Here is a 21,072-nt window from a genome sequence, read left to right as displayed (position 1 = left end):
GCGTTGCCTGCCTAAACAGCAAGTTTACCAGCAGGTTCTTGCAGGGCAGGCTAAGGCAGCAGTAGCAGGTGACGCTTCCCAACCAGGAAGGAATTCTCGTCGGCTTTGGCAACGGGCTTGGTTTCCCTGGCCACTGGCCACTGCGCGGACAGTTCCGCGTTGAGCTCAAGGCACCATGCTCTGTCTTCCCCAAGATCTTGTTTGGCCACGATCGCGCTCACCGGGCAGACCATTTCGCAGAGTCCGCAGTTGGCGCAACTTTGCGGGTTGATCACCACGAAGTTGGGCCCTTCGTGAAACGCCGCCTGGGGACAGACGCTGACGCAGTCCCCATAGCGGCACCCGATGCACGCGTCCGTAACGACGTACGTCATCCCGGGCAATCACTTGCTGGATTCGAAGCCGGCCGCATTGAAAAAGATGTTGGGCTTGCGGTAGATGGCCAGGATAGTGCAACCCTCGTCGGAGCGCGTCTCGTGCAGGGAGCCGGGCCGGCGCCAGACGAACTGGCCGGCACGGCAGATCCCGTCGTGATCGGAAAACGATCCCTCGAGCACATAGCTTTGCTCGATCTCGGGATGCTTGTGGAAGGGAAGCACGGCTCCCGGCTCCCACTTCAGCAGCACCGTCATCTCGCCCTCGTCGTCGTTGCGGTAGAGCACCTTCATCTTGATGCGCGGAAACTGCGAGGGCGTCCACTCGATGGTCGCCGGGTCAACGTAGATGGAGCCGCCAGGCGTGGGGTCGAGCTTGCCGGCGAGGCGTTCCTTGAAAACTGCGGACATGATTTTCTCCTTTGGGTGGTTCCCGGTTGCCAGTCGGGGATAGGCATTGAGACTGGTTGATCAGAATTCGCGCACCGAGCTGTCGCGTGTTTCACGGGCGTAGAACGCAGCGGTCATGGTGATGAGGGCCAGGACGATCAGCATGATCGAGACTCCGACGGTGCCGCCAAACTTGCTCACGAGCAAGGTGGAAAGAACCGGCGTCAGCCCGCCGCCGATCGCAGCGGAAACCTGGAAGCCGAACGAAGCGCCCGTGTAGCGGACCTTGGCGCCGAACAGTTCGGGGAAGTAGGTCGCTTGCGGGCCGAACATCAGCCCGTGGCCGAAACTCAGCGCTACGGCGATGGCGGCAATCACCACCAGCGGATCGCGCAATTCCATCAGCCAGAAAAGCGGGAATGCGAAGGCGATGGTGAACAACGTGCCCGCAAAGTAGAACGGCCGACGGCCCACCTTGTCCGAGAGGTAGCCAAACAGCGGGATGGTCACGATTTCGATGGCGGCGGCAATCATGATGGCGTCCAGCATGAGTGACCGCGGCAGGCCGAGGTTTTTGGTGGCGTACACCACCATGAAAACCGTGAGCATGTACACCCACGACACCTCGCAGATCTTCAGGCCCACCGCGACCAGGAAGTTCTTCGGATTCTGGAACACCGCTTCCTTGAAGGGGTTGTGCGAGATCTGCTTTTTGGCTTTCATCTCCAGGAACACGGGCGACTCGGCCACTTTGGCGCGGATGAAGGTGCCCAAGGCAACCAGGACCACGCTCGACAAGAACGGCACTCGCCAGCCCCACGAGAGGAAATCTTCTTCAGGCAGCTTGGACACCAGCGCGAATACGCCGGCGGAAAGAATGAGACCAATGGGGAATCCGACTTGAACTAGGCTTCCGCAAAACCCGCGGCGGTTCTTGGGAGCATGTTCCAGCACCATCAATGCCGCGCCGCCCCACTCGCCGCCCAGGCCGATCCCCTGGACAATGCGCAATGTGATGAGCAGGATGGGAGCCCAGATGCCGATCTGGTCGTAGGTGGGCAGCAAGCCGATCGCGAAAGTGCCCAGGCCCATGATCACCAACGTCAGGAGCAGCATGGACTTGCGCCCCAGCCTGTCGCCCAGGTACCCGAACACCGCGCCGCCGAACGGGCGCGCAAAGAAACCGACGGCGGCACTGCCCAACGCTGCCAGGGTTCCCACCAGCGGATCGGCCGCGGGGAAGAAGAGCTTGTTGAATACCAGGGCGGCAGCTGTGCCGTAGATAAGGAAGTCGTACCACTCAATGATGGTGCCGATCGAGCTGGCAAATACCACGCGCTTCACTTCGGAGGGGCTTGCCGTCGTCGGTGGTGCTTCGTGCGCAACAGCGGAATAACTCATGGTGGCTCCAGTGTGTTTGAAAAAGTTGCCCAATGAGCAACATCCTTAACTCGAGACTCGCGTCACGTCGTGCATTTGTTAATGGCGGCAGAGCGATTTCAGATGGCTTCGGGTGTTGCCAGCTGATTGAAAGAGATGGTACGATTGTTTCCCAATAGACAACCACGGGTAAACCCTTAACCATTCGGAGCCGCGTATGCAAATGAGTTTTCTCCTTTATGAAGGCATCGAGCCTGTCGACCTTGCCGCCATTGGCGTCGTTTCCATGGCCAAGCGTGTCATCCCCGGGCTGTCCTACGAAACGCTCGCTCGCGACAGGCAAGCCGTGCAGTTCTCCAACGGCCTGCTCGTGGTGCCCAGCCGGAGCTTTGAAGAAGTCGAGGAAGTGGACGTGCTCCTGGTTCCTGGCGGGCCTGGCTGGCGCAAGGCATCGGAAGATCCGGCCGTCCTCGCGTTCATCCGCCGCGTTGCACCATCGGCACTGGTTTGTTCGGTATGTACCGGGGCCATGATCCTGGCCGCTGCGGGCGCTCTTGATGGCCTGAGTGCGACGACCAAGATAGAGGTCGTGCCGCCGGAAGTCTCACCGCTGCATGAACTGCGAGAGCGCTACCCGGAAGTTCGGCCGGAAGCCGCGCTGCTGGTGGACAGCGGCGCTGTCATCACGGGTGGCGGGGTGACGTTGTGTATTGACGCCGTCTTGTACCTGCTTGAGAAGCGGTATGGCAAAGACGCCGCGGACGAGGTCGCCCGCATCATGGAATACGGCGCGGCGCGGGATGCGAATCGGGCTCGCTTCGGCCAAACTGCAGCGCCGCTGCCAGCTTGAGTCATTGTCAAGGCCGCGCAAGCATGCGATCCGCCACCTGCCACAGCAAGGAGGGCAGCGCCATCAGGCCCACCCGGTTCTGCGCAGAGCAGCGTGCTGCCGCAGGTTGGTCGGATGGCCTGTGGTTCGCCTTGTGATCATGCCGCCACCATGTAGCCGCCAGCGCGCGATTCATCGCGGAAGGTACCCGACTGCTGAGCCATACTGCGACAAGTCACCGGAGTGGTTGATATGAGTAGTGCAAGAGGCAAACCCAGTACGGTCGGACGGCTCGCCTCGTTCAGGCGTGGGCGGGTGCCATGAGCTGGAGCACGATTGGAATGTACTGGCTGGGCTCCATTGGGGTGTTCGGGTTCGCCGCAACTGCTTGGCTTATTGTCGGGTCAATACTCGGCGTGCACGAGCTCAAGCTGAGACGTCAGTGCGATACGGCAACCTGGGTCTTCCTTTGCCTGTGGGGCGCTCCGCTGGTTCTTCCCTTTGTAGTCGCAAGTAAATTGGTCGAGTGGGTTGGCGGATTCTTGCGCAGATTATTCGATACTCGTTAGCGGTCAAGTCGTCCCTACTCACTAAGAACCCGCCGCGCTAAGAGATGCCGCTCTCTAGCCGCTCGCAACAGCCAAGCCCCACGAATCGGCGCGGCCGAGATGTTGGGCGTTATGCTCCGGGCTGTCATCCGGCATCGCAGGCCAGAGTGCCCCTCCAGCTTCGCGCATGCCCGGGAGGAGGTGGAACTGTCACCAGACTGTCACCGACCCCAAAACAAAACGGCCAGCTATCAAAAAGATAGCTGGCCGGCGTCCCCGAAGGGATTTCAGTGGTGGGCCCTGAGTGACTCGAACACTCGACCTACGGATTAAGAGCCCGTTTTGTGCTCGCTGTCGATGGCGAATGGCTCCTCAGCCAACCTAGTCAAATTTAGTTGCCAAGGGTCGGGCGCCCGAGCGTCATCGCCACAATGTTCCTTTGAATGAAGCTGAGCACTTTCGGACTGCTGCAAGGGATCGCCTTTACACGCCAGCCGGAGTTCGCCCTTGCCTTTTTTGAGGGTGCGAGGTCGAACACAAATACGAAGGGCGGCCTCTACTGTCGAGGGAGATTCAACCACGACCGCTCAACGCACGGGAACAAGTGTCTGCTTCCCGTTGCTGCTTCCGAAAACGATTCCTGAGCTTGAGGAATAATAGGTTGAAGAAAGCGCTGGACAAGCGGCCCCACCAAAGACGCCTCGAGGTGTTCTAGCGCCGCTGCCCACAACACGTGCCACATAAACGGATGGCCAGAACGCTGCCCCCGAAGTAGCGGAACGATCCACCCCGTATCGAACATTCGAAACACATTTGGAAAAGCATTACGGGCGGCTTTTCCACTACGTGTGTCCACGAACCAATCGTTCAGGCGCCCCGGATCCATGTACGCCAAAGCTCTCCCTAAATCTACTCGCGCCGAACCTGCTTGCGCCAAGGCCGTTCGAAGAGCCCTGGCGTGATCATGTATTGACATTCCGTTGCCTAACCGAGCAAATGAGTGGGCGACGTCAGCCAGCCTCGTGAAGTCACTCAATTCGTCGAGAGGTAGATGCCGGCTTCTCGGTAATGAAAGGGGAGGCAGTATCCACCGATGTCCGTTGGGAAGCACTTCGTGAAGAAAGCAGCGGTGGTCAGTGCAAACCAACACTGCCATACGCTGGTGGGGAACTCTCCAAGCTGTAGTGCCGCATGCGATCACCTGCTCCTGACAGCACGCAGGGCAGTATCGCAGCGGCCGTCGAAAGCCGAGCCTGCTTGCCGCAATGCCCACTTGGAGCCGTATATGTCGACCGGACGGTAGCGTCCGCAGTACTCCAGCGAGTTGCTGGCTTGACCAAAGGGGACGCCACTCCTCCAACTGGGTTCGTCTGATGGAAAGTTCACTTAGGTCTCCCAGACGCTCTCCGGACCATCTCGCGAAGTAAGCCAACCCCGTCGGAAAGTCGTATTGTCTGCAGGCTCGGCTGCGGCCAAAAAGCAAAAGGCTGGTTTCCTCTGTTGACCGCGCACCCCGGAGTTCGTGGTGAGCCGAAGCCCAGGAATAAACCGTCTCATCCCCGTTCCAGGCCTGTAAAAATGGCATTGCCAGCATGGAGGACCTAAACGCTTTGCCAAAATTTTGGCGGAGGCAACAAATCCTGGTACATCTGCAGCCTCTCTGGATCTTTCGACAGCAATGCCTTAACGGCAGGCTTAAGCGGTGCGAGGTAGGTGTCCATCGCTGCCCGGATATGTTCGATCTTGAAGCGCGAAGAGTTCTTCTCGATCGCAACGCGCTGTCCCATTTTCCAGGCCTTGATCATGATTCGGGGGTTGTACGCAGTCGCTTCGTAAATGGCTTGCCTCTGCACCGGTCCGATGGTCATGCGCTGAGGCAAATACTGATACAACTCCAATTCTGGCAAGAGCTGATTGGCAGAGTACCAGTCCTCCGCGGACGTTGCCACAGAAAACTCGTGATGGCCCTCGCTGCAAAGCCGTTGCGTGGCAGCAAGCCTGGTTTCGAACGCCGCCAAACCCTCAGGCATCATGCTGAACCCGACAGGAATCTTCCAAGTATTCGCTATGTTGAGAATCGCCTTGAGCGTCGCATCCTCAATCAGCCTGAGCGCTTGCGGTCGTGTTTCAGTTTTGCGGATTCTCTCTCGCTCTCGTTTCGTCTCCAGCTTGAAAAGGTTTTGCGCCTCGTCAAAAAACACAACACCAAGGAAGTGCCGCCGCGCTACCTGGAGCCAGCGGTTGAACAGGTCCCACGGCCTTGAATTCTTGGCTCGCAAGACCTCAGCAAATTCATCCGTTTGCAGAGCTTCGTCTGTAGCCCGCATCAGCGCTTTCGCCAGATCGATGAGGCGGCCAGTACCAGGGACGTCAATGTGCAGGTAAATGAGCTGTAGAAATGGCCCGACCACGCCCGGGAAGCTGGTGTGTTCGATTACTTGCCCCGGAAATTGCATCAAACTGCGCAAAATCGATTGTGATTTTCCAATTCCCGGAATACCGCAGACCGACATCATCCAAGGCGGAATGAGCGCGAACTGCGACGGAGGCCGGCCACGAATCATGCTCGCGGTCTCTGCCGCGGCGGGGTTTCTCACTCTGTAGCCATTCCGGACGCCGAGACCCACCGTCAGCGCAATGTCCTTTGACGTTTTCGGAGGAACGAACAGGCCCTCGAGCGCCTGCATTTCATGAAGCGCCAGGTGCGATTGCGATTGCCAGTTGGTGATTGGCTCGGACCTCGCGGGGATATCAACTAGTCCCGCTACGAGGTCTTTCTCTGTCGGAATGGGCCCGCATGCCTCGATGAGGATGTTTCCCGTATAGATGCTAGGAAGGGCAATCATTGAACCTGCTTCGTAACCGGTCCCTGAGCCAGTACCGCTTGCAACATCTGTTCGTAGCGAGACGAACCATGATCTGCGTATTCCTCGCGGGAGCTACATTCGATTTGCGGCCCGGCGGCTGGGCGGAGATAGCTCCTCGGGTTGCTTGACGGCTCATGAAGTGGCCAAGGCGCGAAAACCGTCATGCTTAAACGCTATCCCAAAATTTAGGTGGTGGCAGAAGATCCTCATATAGGCGAAGGCCCATGGGGTCCTTGGATAGCAAAGCCTTTACCGCTGGTCTGACGGGGTCGAGGTAAGTGGCCATCGCAGCCCGCACATGCTCGACTCCAAAATGCTTCGCACCTTGCTCAATGGCCACTCGCTGGCCAAGGCGCCAAGCCTTGATAAGAATTCTCGGAACCAGCGCGGTTTCCTCGTAAAAGACGGCTCGCTCGTTGGGTCCTATCGTCATTGGCTTTGGAAGGTACTGGTATGTCGCCAATGCTGGAAACAATGTCTTCGAGAAGTACTCCTCATCGGGAGATGCGGATAGTGGAAACTGGTAGTGTCCTTCCCCGCACAGTCGTTGCGTGGCAGCCAAGCGGGTGTTGAATGCTTCCATTCCATCCGGTGTCATGGAGAAAGCCACCGGTATCTTCCAGGTATTCGCAATGACGAGAATGGCTTTCAAAGTCTCGTCTTCGACCAATCTCAACTCGCGCGGGAAGTTCTCAAGTTTTCGTCCCTTCTCTCGCGCACGCTTCGTTTCAAGTTTGAAAAGATTCTGAGCCTCATCGAAGATCACAATGCCGACGAATTGGCGTCTCGCAACGAGAAGCCATAGGTTGAAGAGGTCCCAGGGCCTAGCGCTTGCAGACCGGCATATCGCAGAAAATTCGTCAGTTCCGAGAGCCTCGTCCGTCTTCCTTAGCAACTCCTTTGCCAAGTCGACCAGCTTTCCGCTGGGCGGCACGTCGATGCAGAGATAGATGATTTGCTGGAATGCTCCCACCACTCTAGGGAACTTTTCGTGAAGGACCACTTGCCAAGGAAATTGCATCGCGCTGCGCAGCAGCGACTTCGATTTTCCTGATCCTGAAATTCCACACACCGATAACATCAGTGGCGCCGCCAAAGCGTATTGCGGATGAGGTTTTCCGCGTAGCATGGCTGCCGTCGCGGCCCATGCCGGGTTGCGAGGGCGATACCCATTTCGAACACAGATGCTGATCGTTAGCGCGAGCCTCTGTGAAACCTCTCGGGGTATGAATATTTCTTCGATGCACTGCATTTCATGCATTGCGAGGTGTCTGTGCCAGGAGCTGCTACGCACGGGATTGGGTGGAAGCGCGATAAGGTGTCTCAGTAGTGCGGCTTCGGTCAGAATTGGCCCGCATGCTTCGATCAGTATGTTGTCGCGGTAAATGCTGGGAGTGTTCATGATCCTGCTGCTCCGTCCGGCAGCGCCTGGTCCATGGCGGACTGAAGCATCTGCTCATAGCGAGAGCTCCCTTGAGCTTCGTATCCCGATTCAGCATGCAGCGCACGGCTACCTTGGGTAGGTGCCGTGCCAGATCCCGCGCCGCGGCTAGCCTCGAGCTCCATCGCACGTGCTTCTTGCGTTGACGGAATTTCTTTGTTGGCGTTGGCGTCAGCAGCCAACGTCAGCTCTTTCTCCCGCTCGAGGATTGCGGAACGACGCGCATTGATGCCTATTTCATTTGTCGTCCGGGAGTGCTCATGCCGTGCGTTGTCCCAAGTGCTAGCAACCTGGAAATCTGCTGCTTCATCAAACGTCGTTTCCGGCTTTGCTACGGCCTGCATCGACAGTCGCAAATCGATAACGCCTCCATTCTGCTGGTCCGGCACCCACAGCCGGGAGATCGATCCCGGGTGGAAGTGGGCGCCTAATCGAAAACTGTCGAAATTGCGTGCACGCACCGTCCAATCCGTGACAATCTCCCGCGGTCCGGTGTACTCCAATCTTCCGAAGAACAGCCCTTGTCTTGTCACCCGCAGGTCAATCTTCGGAAGGAGTTCCTCTATCAGCAGCTGGCCGTCAACATACTTGCGGTAACCTAGACCTACGTCATGGCCGAACTTCCACAAGCCGGCCGGCGTAGGAACCACACCTATTTCGATCATCTCTTGCGTGACCCGGTAGCGCCTATCAGCACAACAGTTGTAGCGCTCGATTTCTAGCGCGATCACGGCGGCATAGGCACGGAGCGTCAAAGTGGATTCCTTCGATTTGTCGCCTCGAAGTTCATACTCTTTTCTTCGCGCATTGATCGCACCTGGAACAAAGGCGTACATCTGGTCCTTCAGAATCCTGTGCAGGACTTCCAACCACCCTTTTAGGTCCGCGCGATAGCTCGGCATGACTTTGTGGAACCAGCCGATTCTGTCCGCTGCCAAAGCAGCTCTTGAGGAAAATAGCTCCCCTCGGTCAACCACCAGATCGCGGCAAATGGTGGGCGAGGGTACTAGCGAAGGCAGGTATGGAACTCCCCAGATCTCAGACACGAGGTCCGCTCCGCAAACGGTTGAATAGAGACCGACTTGAGCTGTTGCCCACGACGGGCCTTCCAGACAACAGTAGAAGCCGACGATCGCGGTTGACCAAGTATCAACGACTAGGTAGACGATCGGTCGACCGACTATCCACGAACGGTTTATGGAGCTGCGGAGGTGAATATCACCGCGGGTCGCATCAATACCGTACCGGTGTCCAGGGCCTGGCACTCCCTTGTAGGAGCGCCCCACCAAGCCTCTGTGGTTGAGTGTGAAGTGGCCAGCCGTTGTCTGGTCGCGCAGCAGCTGTATAGCGCCGAGTTCCTTTGTAATGATGCGCCTGGCGCTTCTGACGTTTGGGAAACTTCCTTCGGAGGGCATCACCGGTGTGAGAACGCCGTTTATCTCAACAAACTCGGTGGCGAATACCTCGGGGATGAGCACGGGCAGAAGCTTAGTGAAGCTCTTCTTTTCCTTCGCATGCGCTTGCCGGTAGGCGGCAATAAGCGAACGCTCATCTTGCGGGTTCCATCCAGGAGGCTGGTTTCGTACCTTCTTTAGGTCGCATTCATCACGCTCCTTATTTGTGTACCGACCGGGCTTCAGCCGAGGAACGCAAGGAGTCGCTTTGCGCAATTTTCTGAAGTTGTTCGCGCCCCATGGCCGTTTCTCGCCAGGTCCACCACACCGGTGAACCTGCGGACGTAGGGACTCCTGTACGAAGCCCTTTGCGCATAAGAGGTGCCACCAATCGTAGATAGAACCCCTGCGCACCCCGTGCTCCTTAACATTTGCGCGAACGAGTTTGGCGAACCCGTTGGCACCTAGCCAAGCCTTCTCAACTACGAGCAATTCGAGAAAGGATGACATGACCTTCTTGCGGGTCTCAAAGTAGCGTGCGTGGTTGCCGGGCAGCGGCATGTCGGCCGCTGGGGTGCCGGGTGCCTTCCCTATCGCCACGACTTTGAACTCACTTGCTTCCAGCTCGGACCATTTCACCCAGCGATATCGCCGTCGTTCTTCCGCCGCAAATTTTTTGATCGATCCGTCCTCCGGCTTGGCTGTCTGGAACGTATTCTTTGGGTCTTCCTTGAGGCTGCGGATGCGATAGAGCAGCACGCAGTCTGCCCTCTTTGTGGCCACGATCACGCGATAAAAGCCACTCAGATCCTCAGAGTCGAACCTCAGCACATTGTTGAACATCACGTGATCCATGCCGACCTCCGTGCAGAAACGGGATTTGCGTCCTGGAATTCATCTAAGGAAATGTGTCGAAGTAGGTTTGTGACCCAAAGCGTGTGTCTAAGATCTATTGGAAGAAGTCCGCCCCATACCGCCTGCCAGAAAACCTTCTGCGCTTGACTCAGATCGCACTGGAGCGACGCTGACACTAAGTTGTAGGCCTGTTGGAGCGTCACATAGCGGCTGGCCTTCACCACGTGAGCGGCCTCTTCACAATAGTCCGAGGACGCGATGGGGCCCATCGCCCAGCCGTAGCTGCGCTCAAGGGCCTCGGCCACTGCGGAGTCATACACCTCTGGTGTGATGAGCAACCATTCGTGGCCTTGGCACATCCAGTACTCCCGCTCGATCGCAAGCTTCTTTCTGTCTCGGCTCGAAATCAACCGAAGTGGATCAGATTTGAAGCTGAGTGCTAGAAGAACGCGGCTGTGTCCTGGCTGGCGTAGCGTAACCACGCAATCTGTAGTCATCCGCCACGGCGCAGACTTTTCCCCTTTTGCACGCACAAGCGGATGTGCAATGCACAGGTCCTTGGCAATTTGGATGGTGCCGCGGTAGCACTCCATGGCCGCGGGCTCGCAGTACTCAGTGATTTCCCCCGCGTGATAGCTTAGGTTCAAGCGGTACTGCGTTCGATTGTCATCAACGTGAGGCAACATGGCCACGAAGTGCGCTAGGAGCAACTCTCCGTCGCTGAGTGTGTGCCGGCTGCTGATCTTGTCCGTGGTCGGCGCTATGGTCGAAGGGGCCCGCGACGGGGGATCACTCCTGCGCACTTGGTGATAAGGCTGAAAGTCTTGGTGGATGCCCCTCCCACGTCCCTCGCTGTCCCATTTGTCAAATAGCTGCGGCGTGAATCGCCGACCTTTTCTGCGTCCCATGGTTTCGTCCTCCATCCTTGTTCAGAAATGGACTGAAAAGCGGGACTTGACCACGGGTTCAAACGTGGTTAGAGTTCGGTGACATTCAAACGTCCCGCCTTCTGAGATGAAGGTACTTGGGCCAACGATCTTGTACATCGTTGGCCCTTTCTCTTTGCGGCGCGATATGACACGCGCTGGCGTCTAGCTCCAAGAGCCCTAGCAATATCTAACCGGTCCTTAGCGACCGCTAGTTCTTCGTCAGGGCGCAGTATTGCAGTGGAGAGGTCTCTACTCAAACTGCTTTTTTCTGGCCGTAAGTGCTTGAGATTTAAATAGTTTTCGTTGTCTTCAGTTTGTAGGTTGATAACTATGCAAACTGAGTTATTTGGACTTTGAATTTCGCCGGATTTGGGCTAGTCTTGCTTGAAAAGCTCTCAACTTGCATTAGGTATGTGTATATGCATGAGGAATATTCAAAGTGGACTATGCAGCTCATGTTGCTCCCGCCGCGCTAGCTCAACATGCGAAGCGGCTTAAGCTCTCCCAAACGCAAATAGCAAAAGCCGTTGGCCTTAGCCAGGGCCAGGTCAGCCGGATACTCTCGGGTAAAGGCAAGAAGGCGGGACAGAGCCTAGAAAAAATATGCAGATATGTATTTGGCTCTCGAGGCCGTACAGCTGGACGCGCATCGGTCGCGAAGAATCGGGAGTTGATGAGCGCGCTCGCAGAAACGTGGGATGGCACTCCTCGACACGCCTGCGCGCTAGCTGCAGTGATTCGGACGCTTTCGGTGCTGCGGGAAAACCCCTAGGGGGCTCGATGTGTACAGGCCGCGGATCCTGCCAGAGGAAATAGCGGGAAGCTATCTCGGTGACTTTGTCCTTATGAACGGACAACGCGAAGCCGCGGCGCTTGCATATGCCGAAGCGGTGCTCAACTGGCCAACGAAATCACAGTTACCTGAAGCCAGGATCATCAGCCTGCTGGCGGCCGTTTCCGGGAATGGGCTTGATGATTTCGTCCTGAAGCATACCGAGGCCCCTTTTCGTTCGTGCGACCAAAAGTTCCGTGCTCAGCGACAGAGCGCTAATTTCGCGAAAGCTTAACTTTTGCCCCATTTGTGCACGCGAGGACTGGAGCGTTCGCGGCAGATCCTACGCGCGCAGGCTACACCAGCTGGATGGCATCTATTGGTGCGCGAAACACGACTTTCAGCCGCTCCTGGTCGCCGAGTCGCATGCTGACTTATACGGCGGACGAGGCGAGATTGTTAGCGGCTGGCAGTCTTGGGCCAAGTTTTCGAGGGAGGAGCAAAATTTCTTCCGCAGGTATTTCCACGCCTGCGACTGCCTGTTTCATCGAAAGTGCGCCGACCGCTGGCTTTTCTATCGATATCTCTTCGCAAAAGCGAAAAAGCTCGGCCTTCCACGACTCAAAGAGGCGCCTCAAGCTAAGCGACCGATGTTCTCCGACGCAGTTCTCGCTAGAACGCCAAGGCCCTGGCTGGAGAGCTTTTATCCCAGCTGGCGTTTCAAATCGGCCGGTGAGCGGGACCCGGCATTCGATTCGAGTTCATTTCTTGGGAACCGCCGCCGTACGGAATTAGTGTGTGTTCTGCTTGCAGCGCTTTATAGAAGCGACCGCGAGCTTGACTCACTGCTCTCTAGGGCAGCATTCACCCCGGCTTATTGTCGCAAAGTCGCGGAACGCGAGGGCCCCTCGGAAGATGTCCGGGACTTTAATCGTGAGTCCGTGACTTTAATTGTCAGTCCGCGACTGTAATTGACCAGAACAGCAACCAAAGTTCGCAGCTGGTCCAGGTTTAGTTCACGCATCAGGAATGCTGATAAGTGGAATCAGAAATCTCAACTTCACAAATAGCAGTGTAGCGCCCACCATGAGGGCATGAACTTGCAAACACTGTTGAACCTGATGGGCTTGGGCAGAAACCCCCAGCGCTTGCACGAAGCGCAGCTGCGGGCGATGTCGAGCCGCGAGCTGGCCGACCTGGGCATAGGGTCCAGCCAGATCCCGGCGGCACTGGAGGAGGGTGCCTGCGCCCGGGAGGTCGTCACATCGCCCGAAAAAGATGCGCGTAGAGCCGGCTCACCGGCAGCTTTTCATTGCGCCCGCGCAAGCTTAGGTGGAGCTTTCCCGCTTCGTCGCGCGTGACGCTCTCGATGGCGTCGGCCCGCACGACGGTGCCGCGATGCACCTGCCAGAAGCGCTGGGCGTCCAGTTGCGGAAGCAGTTCCTTCAGTGGCGTGCGGATCAGGTACTCGTGGCCTTCGGTGAGCACGCGCACGTACTTGTCGGCGGCTTCGAAGTACAGCACCTCTTCGACCGGCACCATGCGGATGCTGGTGCCCACGCTGACCTGGATCAGCTTTATCGGCCCCTGCGCCGGGGCAGGGGCCTGGACCGAGCCGAGCAGATTGCGCAGCTGGCCCAGCGTGGCCTCGAAGTCGCCCGCACCCTGGCCGCGCCGCGCCAACAAGTCCTGCACCTTGGCTACCGTCTTTTGCAGCCGCGCGGCCTGCACCGGCTTGAGCACATAGTCCACCGCCTGCGTTTCGAAGGCCTGCACGGCGTACTGGTCGTAGGCGGTGACGAAGACCAACGCCGGGAAGGGTCTGTCGTGCGGCCACTCCTCGGCCAGTTCCACGGCGGCTTCCAGGCCGCTTTGGCCGGGCATCCGAATGTCGAAGAAGAGCACGTCGGGCGTGAGCGCGAGCGCCTGCGTGACCGCCGAGGCGCCGTCGCCCACCGTGGCGGCGATGCTGAGTTCGGGCCAGGCACGGGCCAACTCCGAGCGCAGGGCCTGCGCCAGCAGCGGCTCGTCCTCCGCAATCAAGGCGGTGGCAGCAGTGGTCACGGTTGGAGCGGCAAGCGAATCGTCGTACGCGAGCCACCACCGAGCTGGGTTGCAAAATCGAAGCTGGCGTTGGTGCCATACAAGGCGGCCAGGCGTTCGCGCACCTGGGTCATGCCAAAGCCCGTGGTCTCTTCGGGCGGCATCGAAGGCCCCACGCCGGTGTCCACCACCTCCAGCACCAGTTGGCCGGCCTCCCGACGGGCGCTCACCAACACACGCCCGCCCGCCACCTTGGGCTCCAGGCCGTGCTGGATGCTGTTTTCCACGATCGGCTGCAGCAGCAGCGCCGGCACCGGGTGCTGGGCGAGCTCGGGCGGCAGATGCAGCAAGAACCACAGGCGCGGGCCCATGCGGATGGCCATCAGCTCGAGGTAGTCGCGCAGCCGGTCGAACTCGGCCTGCAGCGTGTGGGTGGTGGCGCGCGAGCCGTTCAAGGTGGCGCGCAGAAAGGCAATCATGAGGTCCAGCATCTGCTGGGCACGGTTCGGGTCTGTGCCGATCAGGGCGCGCAGGTTGGCCAGAGTGTTGAACAGCATGTGCGGATCGAGCTGGGCCTCGAGCAGCTTCAGCCGCGCCTCGTTCGCATGCTCGTGCGCCTCACCCATCTTGCGCTGCAGGTAGGCGCTCTTGTTGATGCTGTAGAAGTAGAAGGTTCCGGCAATGCCCGCCAACCCCGTAATGAGGATCGAGGTGCGCCATTGGTTGCTGTCGGGATCGGGAGCCCCGGCGGGGAACCAGCCGTAATAGATGCACAGCTGGGTGGCGATGGTGGTGCCCAGCAGGTAGCCCGCCACGATGCCACCGACCACCAGGCCGAGCCCGGCCAAGCCCTGCGGCCAGCCGGTTTCGGCGCTGGACGGGAACAGGTGGCGGCCCAGGTCGATCACGGCCCAGATGATGGTGCCGATGAACAGCGAATAAACCACGTTAGGGCCGTAGGGCCGTTCGGGCTGGAAGCCGTATTGGATGGTGGCGACCACCAGGCAGAACGCCAGCACTTGCAGCATGTGCCGCAGTGTGGCGATCCAGTCGATCTTCATCGAGGGTGCTTCACGAGCCATCGTGCCGCTGCCGCAGCCGCTCGCGCTCGCGTTTCACCAAGTCCTCGCGCAGGCCGGTGCCGGCACCCAGCAGGAACACCGAGATGCCATGCAGCGCCAGCCCCACTCCCCAGCCCAGCAGTGGGTACACCGACCAGGGCCGGTGGCCCAAGCCGTATTGCGAGATGCCGAAGATCAATACATTGACCACCACGTACAGTGCCGCGTGAACGTACCAGCCGAGTTTGGCCCCGGCGCGCTTGTGCGCCAGGCGTTCGATTTCTTCGTGGGACAGTTTCATGGTGATGCTTGGGTGCGACATGACCATTCTAGGGGAGCAAATGCTTCTTCATGAAGACCACGATCTGCCGGTCGACCTGCGGCATCAGCGCGCCCCGGTCGAAACCGGACGGGTCTGCCAGCAGATCGGCGGCAATTTCGCCCAGGCGATCGGCAGGCGGGGGCGGTGACAGCAGGGCGCCGTGGCCCGCGCTGGGCAGGTCGGCGACCAGCTCGCAGGTCTTGCAGGCCTTGAGTACCGCGCCGCTGTGAAACCGGGGCGACAGCCATTTGTCCTGTCCCACGGTGACCAGGCCCAGCGGCACGCGCGGCGTCGCCAGCGAGGAGTGGTCGAAGTCCGCCGCGGCCGGCACCCCCGCGACGATAGCCCGTATGCGCGGATCGTCGTGGGTGTACCAGGTGGCGTCGTCGAACCGTTGGCGCAGCACGCCCAGCGCCACCTTGATCTTCAATTCGTCGAAGATGCCGCCGTTCAGGCGCGTGATCAGGCCCACGCAGGAAGGGAAGTCGTCGGCGATATTGGCTTCGCAGTGCTGCGTGAAGCGGGCCGGCGACCAGCGGCCACCGGCCAGGCTGAGCGCGGTATGCCCGCCCGCGGACATGCCGTACATGCCGACCTTGTCGAGAGCCAGCAGGGGTGCGAACCGCGGGTCCTGGGCGACCGCGTCGATCGCGCGCGAGACTTCGGCCGGCCGCCGCTTCCAGCTCTCCGGGCCGCGATCCGCCGCGTCCTTGTAGTTGTCGCCGCGGTGTTCCGGCAGGGCAACCACGAAGCCGGCTTCGACCAGCGCACGGGCGAGATCGGCATGGACCCAGGGCGAGCCGCCCGACCCATGGGAAATGACAATGAGGCGGCTGTTGCCCCGAGCGGGCGCGGCCTGGCGGGCCAGATGGAGGGTGAACGGGCCGAAGCGCTGCGGATGGTCGCTGGCCGTCGTGGGGTAGTACAGGGTGATCGGCCCGTCCCCGGGCAGGCCCGGGATTTCGGAGATACCGACGCCGGCCTGAGCGCACACCGCGGCCAGGGCCAGCAGGCAGGTGAAGAGGTATTTCTTCATGATGCTGCTTTTTACCAGGGGTCACGCTGCAGCGTGAGGCGATTGCGTTCCCGTTGCACCAGCCGCTCGTGCAGGCCGGCGCCGCCGGTGACGAGGAACACCACCACGCCGTGAACCGCCAGGCCGATGCCCCAGCCCAAGGCGGGGAACACAGCCCAGTGGCGGTCGCTCATGGCGGACAGCAGGGCCAACAGCAGGTTCACGGCGATGTACACGGTGGCATGGATGTACCAGCCCATCTTGGCGCCGGCGCGCTTGCGGGCCAGGCGTTCCAGTTCGCGGTCTTGTGCGTTGTCGGGGTTCATGAGGATCTCCTTCAGGCGTTGAGGACGGGGATGGGGTTGGCGGCAGGCCGCATGGCCAGGCGCAGGAGGCGCACGGTGCGGCCCGCGAAGATGCCGCTGAAGACGCCATAGACCGTGGCAATCGTCAGCACAAAGTTTGCATTGGCCTTGAGGTCGGGATGCATGGCCAGGCTCACGCCGACGGCGTACTTGGTGATGAAGATGCCCAGGATCAGCGCCATCGGCACCCAGCTGCCGGGCAGGGCGAACTGGCGGGTGTCGCGGTCGTAGCTCACGCCGGCCGGCATGCGCATTTGCGTGATGACAAGCAGCAGCAAGACGGTGGCGGCGAACCAGCTTCCCAGCACGGCGGGCGATGCGCCGAAGGCGGAGATGGTGCCCCAGAGCGAGAACGCTCCCATTCCCAGCGGCATGAGAACGAGCCGCGGAACACCTGCGGTGCGGTTGCGAGCCTGGGTGAAGCCCAGGGCCAGCAAGGCGGCCAACAGGCCCCAGACCCAGAAGGGCGTGTTGGAGAGGATTTGAGCAATCATGGAAGGTCCTTGGTTAGGTGTGGATGTGGGAGCGGGGTGAACATGAGGGGCGAGCAGGCCGAGCCATTCGACCCAGATCAGTTCGCCCAGGAAGCGGCCGGGCAGCAGGGTGAAGGCACCGGCAACCACGCAGGCGCCGACATACAGCCACTGCATGACCAGGCGATGCCCGCGGACGTTGCCGTGCGCCAGGTACCAGAACGAGCCGAACAGGCCGAACAGGGTGACTGGCACCAGCAGGTGGATGGGCGAATAGCCGGCGATGTTGGGCAGGCGGTCGCCGCGGATGAACAGCGCCGAGATGGCGGTGACCAGCATCAGGGTGACCCAGGCATAGCCGAAAGCACGGTGCAGCCTGGGCCTTTGCGTGGCGCCCTTGCGAGCCCACAGCGCGACTGGCCCGGTGGCGATGGCACCCAGCGCGGCCGTCATGTGGATGGCGATGATCGGTGTGAGTTGCATGGCGTTTCTCCTTGGGTGGCACTGTGCCGCCGCGGGCGCGGCCAGGCCACCGGCATAGGACGAAACGCCGGAAAACGGGAGTGAAATGCGGCTGGCGCGGGGCGACCGGTTTCAGATCAGGTGCTCAGCCTTCGGGGATGCGCCGCGCAGGTAGATGATGGCGCCCTCGTCGCTGATGGTGTCGGCGTCGAGCACGTCCTTGCGCACCATGTGGAAGCCGCCCGGGCCCAGCTCCAGCGTGCCGATCCGCAGCCGGCCTTCGAGCACCACGCATTCCTCGTCGATGGGGTGCCGGTGCGCGGGAAGCACGGCGCCCGGAGCAAACTTCAGCAGGTAGGACATGACGCCCTCGCGCTCGTGCAGCACCTTGCGCTCGATGCCGGGCAGGAAGGCGCGCCAGCTGCCGGCGTCGGCCGGAATGGCGATGTGGTGCGAAACGGAATCCTGGGCGATTCGCTGCATCAATCGCGCACGCACGCGCTGCACCGCAGCGGCATCGGTGGCGTCGTCAGGACGCTGCGCCGTGCTGAGCGCATCGACGATGTCGGGGTCGAGGAGGGGGTTACGGTCGCTCATGATTTATTGCTGCGCGCTCTCGTCTTGCAAAGCCGCGCGCAGTTTGTGCTGTGCCCGGTTGATATGCGACTTGACCGTGCCCAGCGGAAGGCCGGTCAGCGTGGCGATTTCAGCCTGGCTGCAGTCGCGGAAGTAGGCCAGGGCGAGCATCCAGCGCTCACTCGCCGACAGATGGGCCAGCGCCGCGTGCAGGCGGGTGCGGGACTCCACGCTTTCCAGCAGCTCATCGGGGCCAGGCGCGTCGCTGGGCTGGCCGTTGTCGGAATCGAATTCGGGCGTGGCCGCATGCCCGCCGTGGCGCACCGATTCCTGGCGCAACCGATCCAGGGCCCGGCTGCGCGCGATGGTGAGCAGCCAAGCCAGCGCGCTGCCGCGCCCGGGGTCGAACCGGTTGGCATCGCGCCAGGCCTGGAAATAACAGTCCGACAGGATGTCTTCGGACAAGCCGCTGCCCGCGATGCGGCGCACCACGGCCATCGCATGGCGGACCGTGGCGAGGTAGAAGGTTTCGAAGGCGCGCGCGTTGCCGTCGGCTGCAGCCCGCAGCAGATCGGCCAGGTGCCCGTCCTGCGCGGTGTTGGAGGCGGGCGGATCGGAAATGAACTGTTGCATGCCTTGAAGGGGGCTGCCTTTACTGCCGGGATGCCGTGGCCCCGCCTCTTGCCACATGGGGGGCAAGATACGAGCGGGGTCCCCAAGGGCGATCGCGGTCATATCCTGTTTACGTCGCACGGTGCTCGACGGATGCATCCGAATGTTCCGGCGGCCCGTACTCCCAGCGTCAATCGCCATCAGGAGACCACCATGCCCCGTACCGTCGAAGTCAAGCATCAGCTCTGGATCGGCGCGTCGCCCGCCACAGTGCGCGCGCAGTTCACCGACATCCAGCACCACATCGATGCGAACGTGCATCCCAACCTGCGGTTCGAACTGCTGGCCCAGGAGCCGCGCCGCGCCCGCTTCAGGCAGCATGTTCGCCTGCTCGGCATGCGGCAGCACGACCTGTTCGACCGGGTGATCGACGAAGACGGCAGCATCCACGATGTGTCCATCGACGGTTTCAACAAAGGCGGGACGATGGACTTCGGTTTCGTTCCGGCCAGCGAGGGCGGCCGCAGCGGCACGCGGGTGGACATCACCATCCGCATACCGACGCCGCCGCTACTGGGCTGGCTCGCGCCGCTACTCAAGAAACAAGTGCTCAAGGAGGCGATGGCCGCCGCAGAGCAGGACAAGCGCGACATCGAGCACGGTTATCAGGCACGGCCGAGCAGGCGATAATCCGGGCTTTGCCTGGAGCGCGTGTTGGATATTGTTTTGCTGGTCAAGGCAGCGGTGATGGGAGTCGTCGAGGGCCTGACCGAGTTTCTTCCGATCTCCAGCACCGGCCACCTCATCCTTGCGGGAGCGCTGCTGGGTTTCGACGACGAAAAGGCCAAGGTCTTCGACATCGCGATCCAGACCGGCGCGATCCTGGCCGTCATCATCGTGTACTGGCAGAAAATCCGGCAGACGCTGCAGGCGCTTCCCACCGAGCGCGCGGCCCAGCTGTTCACACTGAACGTGCTGATTGCATTCTTCCCCGCCGTTGTATTGGGCCTGCTGTTCGGCAAGGCGATCCAGCAGCACCTGTTCACGCCCGCGGTGGTGGCCAGCACCTTCATCCTGGGCGGCTTCGTGATCTTGTGGGCAGAGAAACGCGACCGCCAGACCGTCACGGTGCGCGAAGCCGAAGACATGGACTGGAAATACGCGCTGAAGGTCGGCCTGGTCCAATGCCTGGCCATGATCCCCGGCACCAGCCGCAGCGGCGCCACCATCATCGGCGGCATGCTGCTGGGCCTGTCGCGCAAGGCAGCGACCGATTTCTCGTTCTACCTGGCGATCCCCACGCTGGTGGGTGCGGGCGCCTACAGCCTGTACAAGCAGCGGGCCCTGCTGACGATTGCCGACCTGCCGATCTTCGCGGTGGGGCTGGTGTTCTCGTTCATCAGCGCCTGGCTGTGCGTGCGCTGGCTGCTGCGCTACATCTCCACCCACAGCTTCACGCCGTTTGCCTGGTATCGCATTGCCTTCGGCATCGTGGTGCTGGCCACCTCGGTCACGGGCTGGGTTACCTGGGCACCTTGAGCGGGCGCCATTTCCCCTCGGGCTGCGACAGGCGATCGACGATGACGCGCAGCACCTGCGGGTGGGTCACCATGCCCAGGTGGCTGGCCGAGACCTCCACGCTTTCCGAGCGCTCGGTCTTTTTCTCGATGCAGCCGCGCCAGGACACGATGCCGTCGGACTTGCTGTAAACCGAGGTGGTGGGCACCGGCGGGCGCTCGCGCAGTCGCGCCTGCAGATCCGGCGGCAGGTGCGCCTTGTCCTTGTTCAGCAATTTGAAGACGGTGCCCGCGTGGTTGCCCCCGCCCAGCGATGCGAAGGGGGTTCCGAGCGTGATGACCTGCCGCACCGATCCCGGACAGCGCTTGGCGATCTCGCGTGCATACACGCCGCCCAGGCTCCAGCCGATCAGGCTGACCTTACGCTCGTGCGAGCGGTGCAGGTCGCGCACCCTATCGTCCAGGCTGCCCAGCCAGTCGTCGAAGATGCCTTCGGGGCCGGTGTTCACGCCGCCTTCCCAGTCGTGCACGGTGAAACCCGAGTCCTTCAGGAAGCTGCGCAAATGCGAGGTGTTGAAGGCACCTGCACCCAAGCCGGGGTACACCACGACCGGATGGCCATCGCCAACGTGCGACGGTTGGGAGCCGACGCGGGCGCCGAAGTAGTCGAATAGTGCTCGTAAAGGTTCAGTCGCCAGCATCGCAAGAGACGGCGCACCAAATGCCGAGGAAGAGGGAATTGCTTGTGTTGAGTCCATGTACTGAATGTGCCGACTGGTGAGCAAGCAAGTTGTGAGCCCAGGGGGCTCCGCTCTGTAGGACCATGCCCTAAATGCTGCACTGCAAC

General features: G+C 60.7%; 21 protein-coding genes, 1 tRNA gene and 2 pseudogenes. 5 read left to right on the top strand and 19 right to left on the bottom strand.

Translation table 11 applies throughout. The features are described 5' to 3' along the window. Window positions 1-50: 50 nt before the first annotated feature. The 3 genes from HNE04_RS14825 to HNE04_RS14815 are packed head-to-tail and all read right to left on the bottom strand — an operon-like array spanning window position 51 to window position 2,165. The gene (locus HNE04_RS14825; protein WP_172220357.1) at window positions 51-374 is read right to left on the bottom strand and encodes a ferredoxin family protein; all 324 of its coding nucleotides are present in this window, start codon (window positions 372-374) and stop codon (window positions 51-53) included. Between the two features lie 9 nt (window positions 375-383). After that, on the bottom strand, window positions 384-785 hold the full coding sequence (locus tag HNE04_RS14820) for a cupin domain-containing protein (protein ID WP_172220354.1): 402 nt from the start codon (window positions 783-785) through the stop codon (window positions 384-386). A gap of 60 nt (window positions 786-845) precedes the next feature. Further along, window positions 846-2,165 (bottom strand): MFS transporter, encoded by a 1,320-nt coding sequence (locus HNE04_RS14815; RefSeq protein ID WP_172220351.1) that lies wholly within the window; start codon window positions 2,163-2,165, stop codon window positions 846-848. Window positions 2,166-2,367: 202 nt separating this feature from the next. Between HNE04_RS14815 and HNE04_RS14810 the strand changes: the two genes are divergently transcribed. Continuing rightward, on the top strand, window positions 2,368-2,994 hold the full coding sequence (locus HNE04_RS14810; RefSeq protein ID WP_235964995.1) for a DJ-1/PfpI family protein: 627 nt from the start codon (window positions 2,368-2,370) through the stop codon (window positions 2,992-2,994). A gap of 818 nt (window positions 2,995-3,812) precedes the next feature. Here the strand turns inward: HNE04_RS14810 and HNE04_RS14805 are convergent. The 6 genes from HNE04_RS14805 to HNE04_RS14780 form a co-directional block, all read right to left on the bottom strand. Beyond that, a tRNA-Ser gene (locus tag HNE04_RS14805) sits at window positions 3,813-3,892 on the bottom strand. Between the two features lie 185 nt (window positions 3,893-4,077). After that, entirely contained in the window at window positions 4,078-5,106 is a 1,029-nt protein-coding gene (locus tag HNE04_RS28545) for a TniQ family protein (protein WP_407926604.1), read from the bottom strand. Window positions 5,107-5,122: 16 nt separating this feature from the next. Further along, window positions 5,123-6,367, bottom strand: a complete 1,245-nt coding sequence (locus HNE04_RS14795) for an ATP-binding protein (RefSeq protein ID WP_172220342.1) — start codon at window positions 6,365-6,367, stop codon at window positions 5,123-5,125. Window positions 6,368-6,554: 187 nt separating this feature from the next. Continuing rightward, window positions 6,555-7,790, bottom strand: a complete 1,236-nt coding sequence (locus HNE04_RS14790) for an ATP-binding protein (RefSeq protein WP_172220339.1) — start codon at window positions 7,788-7,790, stop codon at window positions 6,555-6,557. Next, entirely contained in the window at window positions 7,787-10,078 is a 2,292-nt protein-coding gene (locus HNE04_RS14785) for a hypothetical protein (protein WP_172220336.1), read from the bottom strand. The genes HNE04_RS14790 and HNE04_RS14785 overlap by 4 nt, the downstream gene beginning before the upstream one ends. After that, window positions 10,066-10,764 carry a TnsA endonuclease N-terminal domain-containing protein gene (locus HNE04_RS14780; RefSeq protein WP_172220333.1) on the bottom strand — a complete coding sequence of 233 codons (699 nt, stop codon included), beginning with the start codon at window positions 10,762-10,764 and terminating at the stop codon, window positions 10,066-10,068. The genes HNE04_RS14785 and HNE04_RS14780 overlap by 13 nt, the downstream gene beginning before the upstream one ends. 682 nt (window positions 10,765-11,446) lie before the next feature. Here HNE04_RS14780 and HNE04_RS28540 point away from each other — a divergent pair. Continuing rightward, on the top strand, window positions 11,447-11,779 hold the full coding sequence (locus HNE04_RS28540) for a helix-turn-helix domain-containing protein (RefSeq protein WP_172220330.1): 333 nt from the start codon (window positions 11,447-11,449) through the stop codon (window positions 11,777-11,779). A 73-nt stretch (window positions 11,780-11,852) separates the two neighbouring features. Beyond that, a complete protein-coding gene (locus HNE04_RS14770) occupies window positions 11,853-12,074 on the top strand; it encodes a hypothetical protein (protein ID WP_172220327.1) in 222 nt (73 codons plus the stop codon). A 965-nt stretch (window positions 12,075-13,039) separates the two neighbouring features. Here the strand turns inward: HNE04_RS14770 and HNE04_RS14765 are convergent. The 9 genes and pseudogenes from HNE04_RS14765 to HNE04_RS14725 all read right to left on the bottom strand — a co-directional run bounded on the left by HNE04_RS14765 (window position 13,040) and on the right by HNE04_RS14725 (window position 18,729). Continuing rightward, complete coding sequence (locus HNE04_RS14765) at window positions 13,040-13,843, bottom strand: LytR/AlgR family response regulator transcription factor (RefSeq protein WP_172220324.1); 804 nt, start codon at window positions 13,841-13,843, stop codon at window positions 13,040-13,042. Continuing rightward, the gene (locus HNE04_RS14760; protein ID WP_172220321.1) at window positions 13,840-14,883 is read right to left on the bottom strand and encodes a sensor histidine kinase; all 1,044 of its coding nucleotides are present in this window, start codon (window positions 14,881-14,883) and stop codon (window positions 13,840-13,842) included. Before HNE04_RS14760 ends, HNE04_RS14765 begins: the two co-directional genes overlap by 4 nt. A gap of 10 nt (window positions 14,884-14,893) precedes the next feature. Further along, window positions 14,894-15,184: a 2TM domain-containing protein gene (locus HNE04_RS14755; protein WP_172220319.1), complete on the bottom strand. Its 291-nt coding sequence runs from the start codon at window positions 15,182-15,184 to the stop codon at window positions 14,894-14,896. A gap of 28 nt (window positions 15,185-15,212) precedes the next feature. Continuing rightward, window positions 15,213-16,241: an alpha/beta hydrolase family protein gene (locus HNE04_RS14750; protein WP_172220317.1), complete on the bottom strand. Its 1,029-nt coding sequence runs from the start codon at window positions 16,239-16,241 to the stop codon at window positions 15,213-15,215. A gap of 11 nt (window positions 16,242-16,252) precedes the next feature. After that, the gene (locus tag HNE04_RS14745; RefSeq protein ID WP_172220315.1) at window positions 16,253-16,546 is read right to left on the bottom strand and encodes a 2TM domain-containing protein; all 294 of its coding nucleotides are present in this window, start codon (window positions 16,544-16,546) and stop codon (window positions 16,253-16,255) included. Between the two features lie 11 nt (window positions 16,547-16,557). Continuing rightward, window positions 16,558-17,082, bottom strand: a pseudogene (locus tag HNE04_RS28415) (DUF6622 family protein); the annotation flags it as partial. Between the two features lie 51 nt (window positions 17,083-17,133). Beyond that, window positions 17,134-17,541, bottom strand: a pseudogene (locus HNE04_RS14735) (DUF2306 domain-containing protein); the annotation flags it as partial. Between the two features lie 111 nt (window positions 17,542-17,652). Continuing rightward, window positions 17,653-18,117 carry a cupin domain-containing protein gene (locus HNE04_RS14730; RefSeq protein WP_172220313.1) on the bottom strand — a complete coding sequence of 155 codons (465 nt, stop codon included), beginning with the start codon at window positions 18,115-18,117 and terminating at the stop codon, window positions 17,653-17,655. Window positions 18,118-18,120: 3 nt separating this feature from the next. Beyond that, window positions 18,121-18,729 (bottom strand): RNA polymerase sigma factor, encoded by a 609-nt coding sequence (locus tag HNE04_RS14725; protein WP_172220311.1) that lies wholly within the window; start codon window positions 18,727-18,729, stop codon window positions 18,121-18,123. A gap of 192 nt (window positions 18,730-18,921) precedes the next feature. Here HNE04_RS14725 and HNE04_RS14720 point away from each other — a divergent pair, with 192 nt between their 5' ends. Then, window positions 18,922-19,398, top strand: coding sequence for an SRPBCC family protein (locus HNE04_RS14720; RefSeq protein WP_172220309.1), 477 nt, complete (start codon window positions 18,922-18,924; stop codon window positions 19,396-19,398). Between the two features lie 24 nt (window positions 19,399-19,422). Next, window positions 19,423-20,247 (top strand): undecaprenyl-diphosphate phosphatase, encoded by an 825-nt coding sequence (locus HNE04_RS14715; RefSeq protein ID WP_172220307.1) that lies wholly within the window; start codon window positions 19,423-19,425, stop codon window positions 20,245-20,247. Here HNE04_RS14715 and HNE04_RS14710 read toward each other — a convergent pair. Continuing rightward, on the bottom strand, window positions 20,231-20,983 hold the full coding sequence (locus tag HNE04_RS14710; protein WP_172220305.1) for an alpha/beta hydrolase family protein: 753 nt from the start codon (window positions 20,981-20,983) through the stop codon (window positions 20,231-20,233). The two genes, HNE04_RS14715 and HNE04_RS14710, sit on opposite strands and share 17 nt — an antisense overlap. Window positions 20,984-21,072 lie beyond the last annotated feature (89 nt).

It is taken from the genome of Caenimonas soli (genome assembly GCF_013155545.1).
GTDB classification, from domain to species: domain Bacteria; phylum Pseudomonadota; class Gammaproteobacteria; order Burkholderiales; family Burkholderiaceae_C; genus Ramlibacter; species Ramlibacter soli.
The sequence above is the reverse complement of the archived record's forward strand: the minus strand, read 5'-3'. Positions and strand labels throughout refer to the sequence as shown.